Genomic DNA, 17086 nt, shown 5'->3' with positions numbered 1-17086 from the left:
GTTGTGAACGGGGCGCCCCTTCGTCGTCACGTCCGGTTACAGCGCCACGCCGAGCAGCGCGTCCACCGCGCGGGAGACGACACCGGGCGCGCCGGTGTCCGTGCCGCCGCTCTCCTCCTGGAGGACGGTCCAGCGGTCGACGGCGGCCAGCGCGGCCGGGGCGTCCAGATCGTTGGCCAGCGCCTCGCGGATCTCCTCGACCAGCGCCTCGGCGGGCGGACCGTCGGGGCGGGAGACCGCGGCACGCCAGTGGCCGAGGCGGGTCACGGCGTCCTGGAGGACCTGGTCGGTCCACTCCCAGTCGGCACGGTAGTGGTGGGCGAGCAGCGCCAGCCGGATCGCCGCCGGGTCCACGCCCTCACGCCGCAACCGGGACACGAAGACCAGGTTGCCCTTGGACTTGGACATCTTCTCGCCGTGCAGGGCGACCATGCCGGCGTGGACGTACGCCTTCGCCATGGGGAACTCGCCGGTGAGCGCCTGGGCGTGCGAGGCGCCCATCTCGTGGTGCGGGAAGACCAGGTCGGAACCGCCGCCCTGGACGTCGAAGCCCATGCCGAGGTGGTCGAGGGCGATGGCCACGCACTCGATGTGCCAGCCGGGTCGGCCCCGGCCGAGGGAGCCGCCGTCCCAGCTCGGCTCGCCCTCGCGGGCGGCCATCCAGAGCATCGGGTCGACGGGGTTCTTCTTGCCCGGACGGTCCGGGTCGCCGCCGCGTTCGGCGGACAGCAGCCGCATGGCGGCGGCGTCGAGGTTCGAGACCTGGCCGAAGTGCGGGTCGGACTCGACGGAGAAGTAGACGTCGCCGTCGATCTCGTAGGTCGCGCCGAGGTCACGCAGCCGTTCGACGAGGGGGACGATGCCGGGTATCGCCTCCACGGCGCCTATGTACTGGCGCGGGGGCAGCATCCGCAGGGCCGTCATGTCCTCACGGAACAGCGCGGTCTCACGCTCGGCGAGCTCGGCCCAGTCGAGGCCGTCCCGGTCGGCCCGCTCCAGCAGCGGGTCGTCGACGTCGGTGACGTTCTGGACGTAGTGAACCTGCCGCTTGGTGTCGAGCCACACGCGCTGCACGAGGTCGAACGCGTTGTAGGTCGCCGCGTGTCCGATGTGGGTGGCGTCGTAGGGAGTGATGCCGCAGACGTAGATACGGGCGACGGGACCGGGATCGGAGGCGATCAGGCCCCCGGTCGCGGTGTCGTGGATCCTCAGGTCGCGGCCCTGACCGGGCAGGGCGGGGACCTCGGAAGCGGGCCAGGCATGCATGTCATGAGCCTAACCGGACCGCGGTTCGGAAAACGAACGGGAGCAGGCCGGATGACCGGGAAGGCGCTCTTGCGCCGTGGCGTCCGGCGTGCTGCTGGTCTCGTTGCGGACGGGCCGCCGGTTCGTTCTGGACGGGCTGCCGTCCCGTTCCGGACGGGCTGCCGGTCTCGTTGCGGACCAGCTGCCGGTCTCGTTGCGGACGGGCCGCCGTCCCGTTCCGGACCAGCTGCCGTCCCGTTCCGGACGGGCTGCCGATCTCGTTCCGGACGGGCTGCCGGTCTTGTTGCGGACGGGCCGCCATCCCGTTCCGGACGGGCCGCCGTCCCGTTCAGACCGGGGGCCAGGGGATGGCCGGCCAGTCGCCGCCCGGTTGTGGGTGGGTGCCGGTGGTGAGGAGGGTTTCGACGCGTGCGCGGGTGGCGTCGATCTCCGCGCGGGTGATGAGGGGGGTCAGGGCGGTGGTGAGGGCTCCGGTGTCGGTGAGGGCCGTTCTGAGGCCCTTGAGGACGTCCAGCGCCTCCGCGGTCAGGGGCTCCCCCGCCCAGCCCCACAGGAGGGTGCGGAGCTTGTCCTCGGCGTTGAAGGTGACCCCGTGGTCGATGCCGTACAGCAGGCCCTCGGCGGTGGGCAGCAGGTGCCCGCCCTTGCGGTCGGCGTTGTTGACCACCGCGTCGAGCACGGCGAGCCGGCGCAGCCGCTCGTCGTCGGCGTGCACGAGCAGCGCGGTGCGGCCCTCGCCGACCTCGGCGAAGCCGATCGCCTTCCAGCCCGGCTCCGGTTCCTCGCCGTCGACCAGGGCGAGGAGTTCCGCGCCGGGCGCCGTCTCGATCCACAGCTGGCACATGCCCTCGCCGTAGGGGCCGTCGCGGAGCACGGTGGGCGGGACGAGGCCCCAGCCGGTCGCCTCGGAGACCGCGTAGGCGGCGACCTCCCGCCCGGCGAGCGTGCCGTCGGGGAAGTCCCACAGGGGCCGCTCCCCGGCGACCGGCTTGTAGATGCAGGCGGCCTCGCGTCCCTCGTGGGTGACGGTGCAGTACAGCGCCGCGTTCGACGCCTCACGGATGCGTCCGCGCACGGTCAGCTCGCCCTCGGCGAGCAGCACGGCGGCGGCCGGGTCGGCGGCCGTCACGCTCCGCGGCGGTATCCGTTCTGGCGCGGACATACGTGTCCTTCCGGGTCGAGCGGGAGGCTGCACAGCGGGCACGGCGGCCGCCCGGCGTTGACGACGTCGAGGGCGCGCTTGGCGAAGGCCCGGGCCTGCGCGCCGGTGAGCCGGACTCGGAGCATCGGGGGCCCGTTCTCCTCGTCCTGGAGCAGCCGCTCCTCGGCCTCGGCGAGGTCCTCCTCGGAGTCGGCGTCGAGTTCGACGAGCGCCTGCGCCTCGACGATCATGCGCTGCTCCTCGCCGTCCCAGGCGAGCGCCATGGTGCCGACGCGGAACTCCTCCTCCACGGGGGTGTCCAGCGGGGCGCTGTCGGTGGTCTCGGCCGGCGTCATCGCGGGCACGGCGGCGCTGCCGCCGCTGCGGCGCACGACCTCGTCGAGCAGTTCGTCCATCCGCTCGGCGAGCGCCGCGACCTGGGTCTTCTCCAGGGCCACGCTGGTCACCCGGGAGCCGGCGGAGGCCTGGAGGAAGAACGTACGGCGCCCTGGCAGTCCGACCGTGCCGGCCACGAAACGTTCCGGTTGGTCGTAGAGGAACACCTGACGGGACACGTCCTGTCTCCATTGAGAGTCGTGGGTACGGGCGGCTGTGTGAACGGGGACGCACTACTGCGACCGCTTCACCCTACTGCGCCCGACGATCACGGTGCGCCCGCGCCGCCCCCGACCGTGGCGTCACCGGCCGGCGGTTCCTCGCGCGGCGCCAGGGACGCGAAGTCACCGGTGTCGCCGAGGCGGACGAGAAAGGGACGCAGCCGTGTGTAACGGATCGCGGTGATGGAACACGGTTCAACGGCGATCCGCTGGAAGAGGTCGAGATGAAGTCCGAGTGCGTCCGCGACGAGAGACTTGATGATGTCGCCGTGCGAGCACATGAGGTACACGGCGTCGGCGCCGTGATCGCGCTCCACGCGCGCGTTCCACTCGCGCACCGCCTCGGCGGCGCGTGTCTGCATCGCGCGCATGGACTCCCCGCCGGGGAACGCCGCCGCCGACGGGTGCGCCTGCACCACCTCCATCAGGGGCTCGTCCTTGAGCTCGACGAGTTTGCGGCCCGACCAGTCGCCGTAGTGGCACTCGCCGATGCGGTCGTCGGTGTGCGGGGTGAGGCCGGGACGTTCTTCCAGCAGCGGTCGGACCGTCTCCCGGCAGCGCTGGAGCGGGCTGGTGACGATCTCGGCCAGCGGCAGCTCGGCGAGCCGTCCGGGCAGTGCGGCGGCCTGGGCGGCACCGCGGTCGTCGAGGGCTACACCGGGCGTCCACCCGGCGAGCAGTCCCTCGGTGTTGGCGGTGGAACGTCCGTGCCGGACCAGGAGCAACGTGGGCATGCGGCCCAGGGTAGGCGTACGCGCGGGTGTGGTGTCCGTCGAGAGAGAGGAGAGTGCGCTTCGTGATCGTCGACTGTGCCATCTACCGGGAGGGGCATCGGTCGGAGGGGCCTCAGGACTTCTCCGACGCGCTGGACGAGGCGCGGTCGGCCGGGGGGTTCGTCTGGATCGGGCTGCACGAGCCGACGGCGGACGAGTTCGACCTGGTCACGCAGGAGTTCGGTCTGCATCCGCTGGCCGTCGAGGACGCCCTCAAGGCCCATCAACGGCCCAAGCTGGAGGTGTACGACGACTCGCTCTTCGTGGTGCTGAAACCGGTCGTGTACGAGCCGCGGAGCGACACGGTCTCCTCCGGCGAGGTCATGATCTTCCTCGGTGACTCCTTCGTGGTGACCGTACGGCACGGCGAGGGCACGCCGCTCAAAGCCGTACGGCGGCGGCTGGAGCGGGAGCCCGAGCTGCTGGGCGAGGGGCCGACGTCGGTGCTGTACGCGATCGCCGACGCCGTCGTCGACCACTACCTGCACGTGGCGACCGAGCTGCAGACCGACCTGGAGGAGCTGGAGGCGGAGGTCTTCACCCCCGACGGCGGGGGGTCGCGGCACACCGCCTCCCGGATCTACAACTTCAAGCGGCAGATCCTGGAGTTCCGCCGCGCGACCGGGCCGCTGGCGCTGCCGATGACGCGGCTGGCGGGGGTGGGCTCGTACGGGGCGGGGGTGCCGTTCGTGGAGGACAGGGCGCGGCCCTTCTTCCGTGACGTGCACGACCACCTCACCCGGGTGAACGAGTCCGTGGAGGGGCTGGACCGGCTGGTCTCGGACATCCTCTCGGCGCATCTGGCGCAGATGAGCGTGCGGCAGAACGACGACATGCGGAAGATCTCCGCTTGGGCTGCCATGGCCGCGATCCCCACGATGCTCGCGGGGATCTACGGGATGAACTTCGAGCACATGCCGGAGCTGCGGTGGGAGTGGTCGTATCCGGTGGTGATCGTGGTGATGGTGGCGCTGGAGGTGCTGTTGTTCCGGTTGTTCAAGCGGCGGGGGTGGATGTGACGGGGCTGTGCCGGTGGCCTGTGACCGGTGGTCTGTGACCGGTCACGCGAGCTCCGGTTCCGGGGTCGCGGGGCCGCCGAGCGCGTTGCGGCGGTCGGGCATCCTGAGGGAGACCATGCGCCGCCAGCCGCCCAGGCGTTCGTACGCGTACACCGCGCGGATGCCTGCCGCGAGGACCGCCGCCTTGGGCCTGGGCCAGCCGAGGATGCGGCCCATGTGGGCCATCACCGCCAGGCTGACGTCCCGGTAGACGCGGATCTCCGCGAGCGCGCACGCGCGCAGGGTGCGCTGGATCGCGCGGCCGTGTCCGGCGTACGCGAAGCGCAGCAGTTCCTCGTGGCAGTAGGCGAGGTGGTTGTCCTCGTCGTCGGAGATCATCCTGACCGCGCGGCCGAGGTCGGGGTGGTCGGCGAAGTGTTTGCGGAGCAGGTCCATCTGCTCGGAGGCGCGTTGTTCGGTGACCCTGCTGTGGGCGAGGTAGGTGACGATGTCCTGCACGGTGAGCGGTTCGTCGCGCTTCAGTTGGTCGTGGGCCAGACCGATGCCCTGGTTCTCGAGGAGCATCGTGTAGTCGGTCTCCGGGGGGACCGGGACGGGTTTCAGGCCGCGCTTCCTCATCAGGGCGTTGAAGATGCGGCCGTGCTTGTCCTCGTCGGCGCCGTGCCTGGTGATCTTGGGGGCGAGTTCGCGCTGGGCCTCGGGGACCAGCGCGGCGATCCGGGCGTTCTCCCAGCCGCCCTGGGACTCGCCGCTCGCGGCGATGGAGCAGAACAGGGCGAAGGACTCGTCGTTGTCGAGGATCTCCTGGAACAGACTCTTGGCCGAAAGCATGGTGGGCCACCTCTCCGCGGGCTTTCGCGGTTCCGAAGTTCCGCAAAGAGAGAGTCAAATGCGCGGGGGCGGGGGCGGCAACAGGTGTGTCGGGCAACTCCGCCGAAAGGAGTACGGGGTGGGGGCGCGGGAGCGTAACCGGACGGGCCGGCTGGCGTTGGTGTGGGTGACGGCCGTGGCGGGGTGGACCCCCGAGCCCCCACCACGGCCGTGAGGACTATGCGAGGCCCGCGCGTTCCAGGGCCTCGGTGCCGGCGCGGAGCGACGCCAGGCGCTCGTCGAGCGTGAAGCCGGCCGGGGCGAGGGTGAGGGTGGTGACTCCGGCGGCGGCGTAGGCCTTCATCCGGTCGGCGATGCGGTCGACGGAGCCGAGGAGCGTCGTCTGGTCGATCAGGTCGTGGGGGACGGCTGCTGCCGCGCCCTGCTTGTCGCCGGTGAGGTACTTGTCCTGGATCTCGGCTGCTTCGCTTTCGTAGCCCATGCGTCGGGCGAGCTGGTTGTAGAAGTTCTGCTTGCGGCTGCCCATGCCGCCGACGTACAGCGCGGTGTAGGGGCGGAAGGTGTCGGCGAGGGTGGTGACGTCCTTGTCGTCGCCCACGGCGAGGGGGACGGTGGGGCAGATGTCGAAGCCGTCGAGGGTCTTGCCGGCCTTCTCGCGGCCCGCGCGGAGGTGCTTGACGGCGGTGTCCTCGAGGTGGTCGGCGGAGGGGAAGATCAGCAGGGCGCCGTCGGCGATCTCGCCGGTCTGTTCGAGGTTCTTCGGGCCGATGGCCGCGATGTAGAGGGGGATGTGCTCTCGGTGGGGGTGCACGGTGAGCTTGATGGGCTTGCCGGGGCCGTCGGGGAGGGGGAGGGTCCAGTGCTCGCCGTCGTGGGTGAGGCGCTCTCGGGTCATGGCCTTGCGGATGATCTCGACGTACTCGCGGGTGCGGGCGAGGGGCTTGTCGAACTTGACGCCGTACCAGCCCTCGGAGACCTGGGGGCCGGAGACGCCGAGGCCTAGGCGGAAGCGGCCCTGGGAGAGGGAGTCCAGGGTGGCGGCCGTCATCGCGGTCATCGCGGGCTGGCGGGCGGGGATCTGGAAGATGGCCGAGCCGACGTCGATGCGGTGGGTCTGGGCGGCGACCCAGGTGAGTACGGTGGCGGCGTCGGAGCCGTAGGCCTCCGCGGCCCAGCAGACGGCGTATCCGAGGCGGTCTGCCTCCTGGGCCACGGCGAGGTTGTCCGCGTCCATTCCGGCACCCCAGTAGCCGAGGTTGATCCCTAGCTGCATGGCCGTCTCCCCTTACCGATGAGTAACGTCGCTTGTGCGGAGACCATATACCTCCGGTGGGTGGGTGGGGTGCCTGCGGCGCCGCTGTTCGCCCCCGGTGGGGGTGCGGGTCTTGTGCCTGCGGCGCAGCTTTCGGTCCGGTGGGGGCTCGGGTTTTATGCCTGCGGCGCAGCTTTCGGTCCGGTGGGGGCTCGGGTTTTATGCCTGCGGCGCAGCTTTCGGTCCGGTGGGGGCTCGGGTTTTATGCCTGCGGCGCCGCTTTCGGTCCGGTGAGGGCTGGGGTAGCGCCTGCGGTCGGTGGGTGGGGCGGGGCCGCGTCGGGGGTGTCCGTCCTCGGACTGGCGCGATGGGGTTCCTCGGAGAGGTGCGGGGCGCGGACGCGCCAGCCACTGCGGGCGGCCACCCCCGCCCCGTCCCCTTCCCGCAGCGGGCGGCTGCGGTGCGCCCACCGTGGCACGCGCTCCGGACCGTACGCGCCCACGCCCCGCATTCCGTGCCCTGCGCGCCGCGATCCGCGGGCAGCCGTGCCTCCGTCCCCGCCCTCCGCGGGCAGTCGTGCCTCCCCCAGTGCCTTAAGGGCCTGGGAGGTACCCCCAGGGGCGGCACGGGTGGGCGGTGGGGGTACCTCCCGCTCATGGGGGGTACCTCCCGCTCGAGCGAAGCCGAGAGTGGGGGAGAAGCCGAGAGTGGGGGAGGCACCCCGCAGGCGCCGGGCTGCGCGAACACCCCCCGGCCCGCACCAACGCCGGGGCACCCCGCACAGCACGCCGGGCCGTGCACCCCCGGCCCACACCAGCACAGGGCACCCGCAGAGCGCCGGGGCTCGTACAAACGTCCGGCGGCTCGGAAATCCGTTGTCCACAGGCCCCCCACACCAAACGCTCTGGCCAGTAATCTCGGCGTTCATGGAGCAGAGGCATCTCGGCCGTACCGGCCTGCGTGTGTCCCGGATCGGGCTCGGGACTCTGACCTGGGGTCGGGACACCGACGAGCACGACGCCGCGGACCTCTTGAAGACCTTCTGGGAAGCCGGCGGGACCCTCGTCGACACCGCCGACGTGTACGGCGACGGAGAGTCCGAGTACCTGCTCGGCAAGCTGATGGAGGGGCTCGTACCCCGCCGGGACCTCGTCATCTCGACGAAGGCCGGGAGCGTACCCGACCCGGACCGCCGGTTCGACGGCTCGCGCGGCCATCTGCTCTCCGCCCTGGACGCCTCGCTCGCCCGCCTCGGCACCGACTACGTCGACGTGTGGCACGTCCACGCCTACGACCCCGCCACCCCGCTGGACGAGACGCTGGAGGCGCTCGACATCGCCGTCGGCAGCGGGCGCGTGCGCTACGCCGGCGTCTCCAACTTCTGCGGCTGGCAGCTGGCCAAGGCGGCGACCTGGCAGCTCGCCGCGCCGGGCGCGCGGACCCGGCTGGCGAGCACGCAGATGGAGTACTCGCTGCTCCAGCGGGGCGTGGAGCGGGAGGTTCTTCCCGCCGCACTCGATCTGGGAATCGGACTGCTGCCGTCCTCGCCTCTCGGACGGGGCGTGCTGACCGGCAAGTACCGCAACGACGCCGCGCCGGTGGACTCCCGGGGCGCCTCGGAGCATCTCGCCCCGTTCGTCGCGCCGTATCTCGACGACACGGCGAGTCGCATCGTGGACGCCGTGACCACGGCGGCGGACGGGCTCGCCGTGACCGCGCTGCAGGTGGCCCTCGCATGGGTCCGTGACCGTCCCGGTGTGGCCGCCCCCATCGTCGGCGCGCGCACCGCGCAGCAGCTCACGGCGGCATTGTCAGTGGAGGCGCTTAATCTTCCTGACGAGATCTGCCGGGCGCTCGACGATGTGTCGGCGCCCGTGCACCGCTATCCCGATCACGACTGGAGCACGCTGTGAGCACGGAGCCGCCCGAGACCGCGGAGGACGCCGAGGAGCCGGGGACGCCCGCCGAGGGCGCGCAGGTGTCCGAGGGCGCGCAGGTGTCCGAGGCCGAGGCGGAGCTGGCCGCGCAGCGTGTGGAGCGGGAGCGGATCGAGCGGCGGAAGGCGGAGCGGGAGGGCCCGATCGAGGCCGGCGGCAAGCTGAGCGGCACGGCCGCGGATCTGCTGGCCGCCGTGCGGGCCGTGGAGAGCGGTGAGAAGCCGGCCGCCACCGTGTTCGAGGAGGCCGGGCCCGCGCCGCGGCGGCCCGCTCCCGAACCCGTGCGGCGGGCACCGGAGGCGGCCCCCGGCCCGGTGGTTCCGGCCGCCGGTGCAGTCGAGGACGTGCGGGGGGTGCTGGTTCAGGGGGGTGCGCCGGAGGGGCTCGCCGTCCAGGCCGCCGGCGTCTTCGGGGACGGGGGCGCCGACGTGCTGCGCGCCGATCCCTGGCAGTTGCTGCGGGTTCCCGGGGTGCGGCCCGAACAGGCGGACGGATTCGCCCGTGCGCTGCTCGGCACCGGGGCCGGGCCGGACGACGAGCGGCGGGGGCGGGCGGTCACCGTGTGGCTGCTGGAGCAGGCCGCGCTCGCCGGGCACACCGTGCTGGAGATGGCCACGCTGGTCGCCGCGCTGGGGCGGCAGGGGGTGCCGGAGCCCGAGGAGGCCGTGCAGAACGCCATCTCGGAGGGGGACGTGCTCGTTTTCCAGGACGCCGTCGGCGAAGCCGGTGACGCCGGGGAGGACGAGGAGCGGCCGGTTCGGGTGCTGCTGGGGCTGGAGCGGTATGCGCTGGCCGAGGAGAGTCTGGCCGACGGGCTGGGCCGGCTGATCAACTCCGTGACCGGGCGGGACGGCGCGGGTGCGGAGTGGGAGCGCGCGGCCGCCTCGGCGGAGGGTTCCGCGGGTGAGCTGATCCGGGCGGTCGCCGGGCACGGGCTGGTGCTGCACACCGGTGGGGAGGCCTCGCTGGCCGAGCCGGCGGCGCTGGTGAGCGCCGCGCGGGGTCTGGGGTTGCGGGTCTGGGCCGCCGCCCACGGTCCGGTGGGGCGTGCCCGGTTCGCGGGCCTGGCCGAGGGGGCCGGGGTCGCCACCGTCGCGGGGCTGCTGTCCGGTGCCGAGGGGCCCGGGCGGGACGCCGACGGGGCGCTGGACGTGGATCTGCTGGTGGTGCTCGACGCTCCGCAGCTGGATGTGGAGACCGCCGCGCTGGTGACGGAGTCGCTGCCGGACGGGGCGCGGCTGGTGCTGTCCGGTGATCCGGGAGTGCTGTGGTCGGTGGGGCCCGGGCGGGTGTTCGCGGATCTGCTGGCGGCGCGGCTCTGCCCGCAGATCGCCTCACGGCGGCCGGATCCCGGACCGCTGGGCGAGCTGGTCTCGGGGATCGGTGTCGGCGAGCTGAACCAGGTGGCGGCGCCCGGCAAGGAGGTCGTGATCGTGCCGGTGCGGGACGCGGGAGAGGCCGTGCACCGGACCGTGCAGCTGGTGGTGGACTCCGTGCCGCGCGCGATCGGGGTGCCGGCCGAGGAGACCCAGGTGATCACTCCGGGGCACGGGGGCGCGGTGGGGACGCGTGCGCTGAACACGGCGCTGAAGGAGCGGCTGAATCCGGGGCCGGGGCGCTTCGGCGGGTTCGATCCGGGTGACCGGGTCGCCTACTCCCCCGCTCCGGGGCGTACGCTGCCGGGCCGCGTGGTGCGGGCCGACGGCGAGGGGCTGCACCTGGAGTGCGGGGGTGAGGAGGTCGTCGTACCGAGGGAGCGGGTGGAGTCGTCCGTGCGGCACGGGTGGGCGCTGACCGCGCACCAGGCGGTGGGCTGCCGGTGGCCCGCGGTGGTCGCGGTGCTGCCCGGTGACGCCGTGCAGGCGCTGAGCCGGCCCTGGGTGTACACGGCGTTCAGCAGGGCCGACCGGCATCTGTCCGTGGTGCACGGCGTGGAGCAGGCGCTGCCGCGCGCCGTGGCCGAGGTGACGGCGAAGCCGCGGACCACCCGGCTGCCGGTGCTGCTGGCCCCGCAGGTTCCGGTGGCGGAGGGCTGATCCCGCCCCGTGCGCGGGCGGCGGCACCGTGGGTGCCGCCGCCGTGCGGGGCGGTTGCGGTCAGCGGTCCGCGTCGAGGGGTTCCAGGTCCCCGTCCTCGTCCAGGCTCGGGTCCAGCTCGTCCTCCAGGTCCTCCTCGTCGTCGAGGTCCTCGTCGTCGTCGAAGACCGCGCTGACGTCGAAGCGGCACACCACCTGCTGCGGGTCCACCTGCTCGAACGGCGCCTCCAGCCACTCGCCGGGTTCCGCGGGGTCGTCCGATGCCGTCACCCAGAGCGTGGAGTCGCCTTCCTCCAGCCCGAACTCCTTGTGCCGGGAGGCGATCTCGTCCGGCTCGAACTCGCCGAACAGCAGGCCGAGCGCGCCGTGGACGGTGCCCGACGCCTCCGAGGTCTCGTCGTCCGCCGCCTCGATCCGCTGGGCGTGCGCGCGCAGCCGCTGGGGTTCCACGACGGCGTAGTCGCGGCGGATCAGCACGCTGAGCGCGGTCGGTTCCTCGGGACCGGTGTACGGCTGCGCGTCCTCCGCGCCGGGGATCTCGAAGGGGGTGACCTCGTCGTAGCGGTCGTAGAGCAGTTCGTCGTACGCCTCCGCGGCCGCGGCCAGCTGGTTGAACGCCTCGTAGACGGCCGGGTCGTCCTCTCCCGACCGGCGTTCGACCGCGGCCAGGTGGCGGTCGAGCGCGGTCTTGACCGCCTCGGCGGCGGCGCGTACCTCGGCAGCGGTGGGCTGCGCAGCATCAGACATAGTGCAGACGCTATCCGTACCGGGGCCCGGCCCGCACAATAGATGCGATGCCGGAATACGAATTTGTCGACGTGCACGTACCGCGCGGGGTCTCCCGCAAGGAGACGGCACGTCTGCTGACGGACCATGCAGAGTACGGTCACTGGGAGTTGTACCGCCTGACGCTGATGCGTGACGGCAGTCGCAGGGTGCGGCTGCGGAGGCGGATCATCCGCCAGGTGCGCGCCACCTGGTGATCTTCGACGCCCGACCGGAATCACACACGGAGCGGACCCCGCGGTCGCGGGGTCCGCTCCGTGTGTCCGGTGTCACGCGGCGGTCCGTGCCTTGCGGTAGAGGACCGCGCCGGCGAGCAGCGCGCCCGCGCCGACGGGCAGGACGAGGCCCATCGGCAGCTCGCTGCCGGTCTGCGCGAGCTGCGCGTCGTGCCGGGGCTGGGTGAGGGGGTGGGCGCCCGGCTGGTCGCCGGTCGACGGGCGGTCCGGGGTGCGGTCGTCCGGGGTGTCCGGGGTGCCCGGCTCGTCACCGGGGTACTCGGGGCTGCCGGGGTCGCCGGGCTGCCCTGGGGTGTCGTGGTCCGAGCCGCCGTTCGCGCAGTCGTTGCCCTCGGTGGCGTTGCCGGCGGCGAGGACGTCGACGCTGTTGCCGCAGACGTTCACCGGCACGTGGATCGGTGCCTGGATGTGGTTGCCGGAGCCCACGCCGGGCGAGCCCTCGGCGTACCCGTCGGCGTGCGAACCGCCGTGGCCGCCGGAGTCGCCGTAACCGTACGAGGACGAGCCGCCCTGGTTCGCGCAGTCGTTGCCCTCGGCGGCGTTGCCGGCGGCGAGGACGTTGACGCTGTTGCCGCAGACGTTCACCGGGACGTGCACCGGTGCCTGCACCGTGTTCCCAGAGATCACGCCGGGTGAGCCCTCGGTGTACCCGTCGGCGTGCGAACCGCCGTGACCGTCCGAGGAGGGGCCACTCTGGTTGGCACAGGAGTTCCCCACGGACGGGTTGAGGACGCCGATGACGTTGACCGTGTTGCCGCAGACGTTCACCGGGACGTGCACCGGTGCCTGCACCGTGTTCCCGGAGAGCACGCCGGGTGAGCCGGCGGCGTGGCCCGTGGCGCCGGAGTCGGCGTGGGCGGCCCCGCCCGCGGCGGCGAGTACGCCCGTGGCGGCCGCCATCGTCATCAGGCCCTTGCGGGTGACCTGTCGCATTGCTGAAAATCCCTGCCTTCGACCTGGTGCCGGGAATCGGTGTTCCGACGGATTCCCGGTGTTCCGACGTTCGATGAGACCGGTCGGCCCCGGAGCGCATGGCGCGCGCTCCGGGGCCGACGGGCTCGAGCCCTCAGCGGGCATGCCCTAGAGGGCGAGACACAACGTCACTTGTTGATGCAGACGTTGCCGAAGGCGGGGTTCAGCAGCCCGATCACGGAGATCGTGTTGCCGCAGACGTTCACGGGGACGTGGATCGGGGCCTGCACGACGTTGCCGGAAAGGACACCCGGGGAGTGCACGGCGGCACCCTGGGCGCCGGAGTCGGCGGCGGCCATGCCCGCGCCCGCGAGAACCAGACCACCGGTGGCGGCAGCGACGGCGACGACCTTCTTCAGCATTATTCCTCCTTGTTGGCAAAGCGATCCAAAGTCGCGGATCACATCACGGCTAACGAGGACGGAGTAATGAGGCTACGAGCTTATCGTCGCATTCACTCTTCCCAGTCAACTCCGTACGTCTGCCCGATTATTGAGTTCATCGGGTAACCGTCTCAGGAGGCGTCGATGAAGCGGTCGAGCACCCGCACACCGAACTTCAGGCCGTCCACCGGAACCCGTTCGTCGACCCCGTGGAACATGCCCGCGAAGTCCAGCTCCGGGGGCAGCTTGAGGGGCGCGAAGCCGAAGCCCCGGATGCCGAGGTCGTCGAAGGACTTGGCGTCCGTCCCGCCGGAGAGCATGTACGGGACGGCCTTCGCGGCCGGGTCCTCGGCCACCAGCGCGGACTGCATCGCGTCCACGAGGGCTCCGTCGAACGTGGTCTCGACGGCCTTGTCGGAGTGGACGTCCTCGCGCCGCACTTTCGGACCGAGGATCCGGTCGAGGTCGGCGAGGAACTCCTCCTCGTGTCCGGGCAGGAACCGGCCGTCCACGTGCGCGGTCGCCTCGCCCGGGATGACGTTGACCTTGTAGCCCGCGCCCAGCTGGGTGGGATTGGCGGTGTTGCTCAGCGTCGCGCCGATGAGCTTGGCGATGCCGCCGAGCTTGGCGAGGGTCCCCTCCATGTTCTCCGGGTCGAGCTCGGTCCCGAGGGCGTCGCCCAGTTCGTCGAGGAAGGCCCGGGTCGTCTTTGTGACGCGGACGGGGAACTTGTGCCGGCCGAGGCGCGCGACGGCCTCCGACAGCTCGGTGATGGCGTTGTCGCGGTGGATCATCGACCCGTGCCCGGCGGTGCCGGCCACGGTCAGCTTCATCCAGTGCATGCCCTTCTCGGCCGTCTGGATCAGATACAGGCGGCGCTGCTCGCTGACGGTGAACGAGAAGCCGCCCACCTCGCTGATCGCCTCGGTGACGCCCTCGAAGAGGTGTGGGTGGTTGTCGACCAGGTGGCGGGCGCCGTACGTGCCGCCGGCCTCCTCGTCCGCGAGGAAGGCGAGGACGATGTCGCGCGGGGGCTTGCGGCCGCTGCGCAGCCGGTCGCGGACGACCGCGAGGGTCATCGCGTCCATGTCCTTCATGTCGACGGCGCCGCGCCCCCACACGCATCCGTCGGCGATCTCGCCGGAGAAGGGGTGGTGGGTCCAGTCGTCGGCGTTGGCCGGTACGACGTCAGTGTGGCCGTGGATGAGCAGCGCGGGCCGGGACGGGTCCTCGCCCTCGATCCGGGCCACCGTGGAGGCGCGTCCCGGGTGCGACTCGAAGATCCGCGGTTCCAGGCCCACCTCGGCGAGCTTCTCGGCGACGTACTCGGCCGCCTTGCGCTCGCCGGGGCCCGAGTGGTCGCCGTAGTTGCTGGTGTCGATCCGGATCAGCTCGCGGCAGAGGTCCACGACCTCGTCCTCACCGGTGACGCTCCTGGCCGTGTCCGTCTCGCTCACGTGCTTCCTCCCGCTGCTGGTGTTCCCGCTGGTGGGTCGTCCCCTCATCCTCTCTCCCCCGCGGGCGCGCCCCAAGACCCGGCCCGGCCCGTCATACGCCGTTCACACGACGGCGCGGCCGGGCGGGGGTGATCGGCCACCCCGGAACACCTGGTAATGTTTACGTCGTCGCCACGGGGGAAACCCCGCGCGACAGACACCTTGTCCGGGTGGCGGAATGGCAGACGCGCTAGCTTGAGGTGCTAGTGCCCTTTATCGGGCGTGGGGGTTCAAGTCCCCCCTCGGACACATGAAGCCCGAGGGCCGCGACCACGAGGTCGCGGCCCTCGGGCGTTGTCGCGGAGGCCGACCATGACCACACGTTCCTGCCCCTGCGGGCTCCCCGAGCCGTACGAGGCATGCTGTGGCCGGTTCCACAGCGGGACCGCCGCCGCCCCCACCGCCGAGCGGCTGATGCGGTCGCGGTACTGCGCGTTCGTGCGGCAGGACGGCGCGTATCTGCTGCGGAGCTGGCATCCGAGGACGCGGCCGGAGCGGATCGACTTCGATCCCGGGATGCGATGGACCGGGCTGGAGATCCTGGACACCGACGGCGGGTCCGCCTTCCACTCCACCGGGACGGTGACCTTCCGGGCCTCCTACCGGGGCGGCTCGCTGCACGAGCGCAGCCGGTTCGAGCGGGTCGACGGGGCGTGGGTGTACGTCGACGGGGAGTTCCCGGAGTAGTCCCCGTGCCGGGGTGGGGTTCACCCCTGTCCTTCGAAGAATCCCAGGACCGTCGCCTCGTCGAAACGCCGCTCCGCCGCGTTCTGCCGGGTGATCGTCCAGTAGACGTCACCGGCGATGTACGCGAATCCGTACCACTGGGCGAGGAGGGCCCAGGCCTCGGGGCGGGGAGGCCTCCCCGTCCTGTCGGCTTCCCTCCACGCGGCGCAGGTGACGAGGTCGGTCTCACCGTAGGGGTCGGTGGAGTAGCCGTCGAGCTGGAGGCGCGAGGCGCCGAGGAGGTGCCGGTCCTCGTGCCGCACGTCGTTCCAGGCGCCGCGCAGGGCCGGGGCGTGGGGGTGTTCGGCGGGGTCGAAGAGGGATTCGTTGTCGGGCAGGGAGACGTCGTACCGCAGCCGTAGTTCCCCCGCCCTCCGCAGGCCCGAGTCCAGGCCCTCCCACGCGTCGCCCGGCGCGCGGCCGGAATCCAGCGGGCGTTCCTCGACGGGTGTCCCGGCCGGGACGTACACCGCCTCGCCGCCCGCGTCCAGGCCCTCGTCGTAGGAACGGGCGAACAGCAGGAGCGCGCCGTCGCGCGGCAGGGGCAGCGTCGTCGCGTCCGCGGGCAGCGCCGGGAGGTCCAGGGACGCGATCAGGTAGGTGCGCTTCGGGAGGTCGGGGAAGCCGGCGGGGAGCAGTGCCGGTCCGCCGAAGCGGCCCACGACCGGTCCGTCCCCGTGCGGGACGAGGGTCGCGCACGGGCGGGCGGCGTCCAGCCACCTCTCCACCTCGCCGGACGGTACGCCGCGCGCGAGTGCCTTCTCACGGACGCGGTCCAGCTTCTGGAGTCTCTCGGGGTTCATGCGAGAAACCTAGCGCCGGGGTCCGACACCGTACGGCCGTCAGGGCGCCAGGATGTCCAGTTCCTGGAGGGCGCCCTCGGTGATCTCGCGGGTCAGCTTCTCCGCGCGGGCGGCGTCGCGTTCGCGGACCGCCTCCGCGAGCTGGACGTGCAGGGTGACGGCGGCGGGGTCGGGGTCCTCGAACATCACGTCGTGGTGGGTGCGGCCGGACAGCACCTCGGCGACGACGTCGCCGAGGCGGGCGAACATCTCGTTGCCGGAGGCGGTCAGGATCACGCGGTGGAACGCCACGTCGTGGAAGAGGTAGCCCTCCAGGCGGTGACCGCTGGAGTTGGCGACCATGCCGAGGGCGCACTCGGTGAGTTCGGCGCACTGCTCGGGAGTGGCGTAGCGGGCGGCCAGGCCCGCCGCGACGGGCTCGATCGCCGAGCGCAGCACCGTGAGGGAGCGCAGTTGGCGGGGGCGGTCCGCACCGGCCAGGCGCCAGCGGATGACCTGGGGGTCGTACACGTTCCACTCGTGGGCCGGCAGGACCGTCACGCCGACGCGGCGCCGGGACTCGACCAGGTGCATGGACTCCAGGACGCGGACGACCTCGCGCATCACGGAGCGCGACACGTCGAAACGCTGTGCGAGTTCGTCGGTGCGCAGGACGCTGCCGGGCGGGTACTCGCCGGCGGTGATCTCGGGGCCGAGGGTGTCCAGTACGCGGCCGTGCAGCCCCCGGCCCGTGGTGCTCATGCACTCAGAGTACGGGGCGGGTCACGGGAATAAAAAGTCAGACTTATATGTCACAGGCTCTTGAATTCGTC

General features: G+C 72.1%; 17 protein-coding genes and 1 tRNA gene. 6 read left to right on the top strand and 12 right to left on the bottom strand.

Annotated features, from left to right (window positions below):
* Positions 1–36: 36 nt before the first annotated feature.
* From mshC to AMK33_RS16715, 4 genes are all read right to left on the bottom strand, one after another.
* Positions 37–1266, bottom strand: a complete 1230-nt coding sequence (gene mshC / locus AMK33_RS16730; RefSeq protein WP_073933624.1) for a cysteine--1-D-myo-inosityl 2-amino-2-deoxy-alpha-D-glucopyranoside ligase — start codon at positions 1264–1266, stop codon at positions 37–39.
* A 328-nt stretch (positions 1267–1594) separates the two neighbouring features.
* Positions 1595–2428 carry an SCO1664 family protein gene (locus AMK33_RS16725; protein ID WP_201263035.1) on the bottom strand — a complete coding sequence of 278 codons (834 nt, stop codon included), beginning with the start codon at positions 2426–2428 and terminating at the stop codon, positions 1595–1597.
* On the bottom strand, positions 2392–2982 hold the full coding sequence (locus tag AMK33_RS16720; protein WP_073933622.1) for a DUF3090 domain-containing protein: 591 nt from the start codon (positions 2980–2982) through the stop codon (positions 2392–2394). Before AMK33_RS16720 ends, AMK33_RS16725 begins: the two co-directional genes overlap by 37 nt.
* Positions 2983–3071: 89 nt before the next feature.
* Positions 3072–3758 (bottom strand): histidine phosphatase family protein, encoded by a 687-nt coding sequence (locus AMK33_RS16715; RefSeq protein ID WP_073933621.1) that lies wholly within the window; start codon positions 3756–3758, stop codon positions 3072–3074.
* A 62-nt stretch (positions 3759–3820) separates the two neighbouring features.
* Between AMK33_RS16715 and corA the strand changes: the two genes are divergently transcribed.
* Complete coding sequence (gene corA, locus AMK33_RS16710; RefSeq protein ID WP_073933867.1) at positions 3821–4816, top strand: magnesium/cobalt transporter CorA; 996 nt, start codon at positions 3821–3823, stop codon at positions 4814–4816.
* Positions 4817–4858: 42 nt separating this feature from the next.
* Here corA and AMK33_RS16705 read toward each other — a convergent pair whose 3' ends face one another.
* A complete protein-coding gene (locus tag AMK33_RS16705; RefSeq protein ID WP_073933620.1) occupies positions 4859–5647 on the bottom strand; it encodes a ferritin-like domain-containing protein in 789 nt (262 codons plus the stop codon).
* A 217-nt stretch (positions 5648–5864) separates the two neighbouring features.
* Positions 5865–6920 (bottom strand): LLM class F420-dependent oxidoreductase, encoded by a 1056-nt coding sequence (locus AMK33_RS16700; protein WP_073933619.1) that lies wholly within the window; start codon positions 6918–6920, stop codon positions 5865–5867.
* A gap of 905 nt (positions 6921–7825) precedes the next feature.
* Between AMK33_RS16700 and AMK33_RS16695 the strand changes: the two genes are divergently transcribed.
* Positions 7826–8812: an aldo/keto reductase gene (locus AMK33_RS16695; RefSeq protein WP_073933618.1), complete on the top strand. Its 987-nt coding sequence runs from the start codon at positions 7826–7828 to the stop codon at positions 8810–8812.
* The gene (locus AMK33_RS16690) at positions 8809–10872 is read left to right on the top strand and encodes an ATP-dependent DNA helicase (RefSeq protein WP_073933617.1); all 2064 of its coding nucleotides are present in this window, start codon (positions 8809–8811) and stop codon (positions 10870–10872) included. The genes AMK33_RS16695 and AMK33_RS16690 overlap by 4 nt, the downstream gene beginning before the upstream one ends.
* A 60-nt stretch (positions 10873–10932) precedes the next feature.
* Here the strand turns inward: AMK33_RS16690 and AMK33_RS16685 are convergent, their stop codons facing one another.
* Complete coding sequence (locus tag AMK33_RS16685; protein ID WP_073933616.1) at positions 10933–11619, bottom strand: hypothetical protein; 687 nt, start codon at positions 11617–11619, stop codon at positions 10933–10935.
* 47 nt (positions 11620–11666) lie between these two features.
* Between AMK33_RS16685 and AMK33_RS16680 the strand changes: the two genes are divergently transcribed.
* Positions 11667–11855, top strand: coding sequence for a DUF5703 family protein (locus AMK33_RS16680; protein ID WP_026085313.1), 189 nt, complete (start codon positions 11667–11669; stop codon positions 11853–11855).
* Positions 11856–11927: 72 nt separating this feature from the next.
* Here the strand turns inward: AMK33_RS16680 and AMK33_RS16675 are convergent, their stop codons facing one another.
* The 3 genes from AMK33_RS16675 to AMK33_RS16665 all read right to left on the bottom strand — a co-directional run bounded on the left by AMK33_RS16675 (position 11928) and on the right by AMK33_RS16665 (position 14706).
* On the bottom strand, positions 11928–12827 hold the full coding sequence (locus AMK33_RS16675; RefSeq protein ID WP_073933615.1) for a chaplin: 900 nt from the start codon (positions 12825–12827) through the stop codon (positions 11928–11930).
* Between the two features lie 167 nt (positions 12828–12994).
* Positions 12995–13228, bottom strand: a complete 234-nt coding sequence (gene chpH, locus AMK33_RS16670; RefSeq protein ID WP_030867217.1) for a chaplin ChpH — start codon at positions 13226–13228, stop codon at positions 12995–12997.
* Between the two features lie 152 nt (positions 13229–13380).
* Positions 13381–14706, bottom strand: a complete 1326-nt coding sequence (locus AMK33_RS16665; RefSeq protein WP_073933614.1) for a M20/M25/M40 family metallo-hydrolase — start codon at positions 14704–14706, stop codon at positions 13381–13383.
* A gap of 203 nt (positions 14707–14909) precedes the next feature.
* Here AMK33_RS16665 and AMK33_RS16660 point away from each other — a divergent pair.
* Positions 14910–14994 (top strand) — tRNA-Leu (locus AMK33_RS16660).
* A gap of 63 nt (positions 14995–15057) precedes the next feature.
* Positions 15058–15432 (top strand): YchJ family protein, encoded by a 375-nt coding sequence (locus AMK33_RS16655; protein ID WP_107425128.1) that lies wholly within the window; start codon positions 15058–15060, stop codon positions 15430–15432.
* Positions 15433–15452: 20 nt separating this feature from the next.
* Here AMK33_RS16655 and AMK33_RS16650 read toward each other — a convergent pair whose 3' ends face one another.
* A complete protein-coding gene (locus AMK33_RS16650) occupies positions 15453–16274 on the bottom strand; it encodes a DUF1963 domain-containing protein (protein ID WP_073933612.1) in 822 nt (273 codons plus the stop codon).
* 39 nt (positions 16275–16313) lie between these two features.
* Positions 16314–17015: a FadR/GntR family transcriptional regulator gene (locus tag AMK33_RS16645; protein ID WP_073933611.1), complete on the bottom strand. Its 702-nt coding sequence runs from the start codon at positions 17013–17015 to the stop codon at positions 16314–16316.
* Positions 17016–17086: the final 71 nt, after the last annotated feature.

The organism is Streptomyces sp. CB02400 (genome assembly GCF_001905725.1).
Classification (GTDB): Bacteria; Actinomycetota; Actinomycetes; order Streptomycetales; family Streptomycetaceae; genus Streptomyces; species Streptomyces atrovirens.
This window is presented reverse-complemented; position numbering and strand designations above follow the sequence as displayed.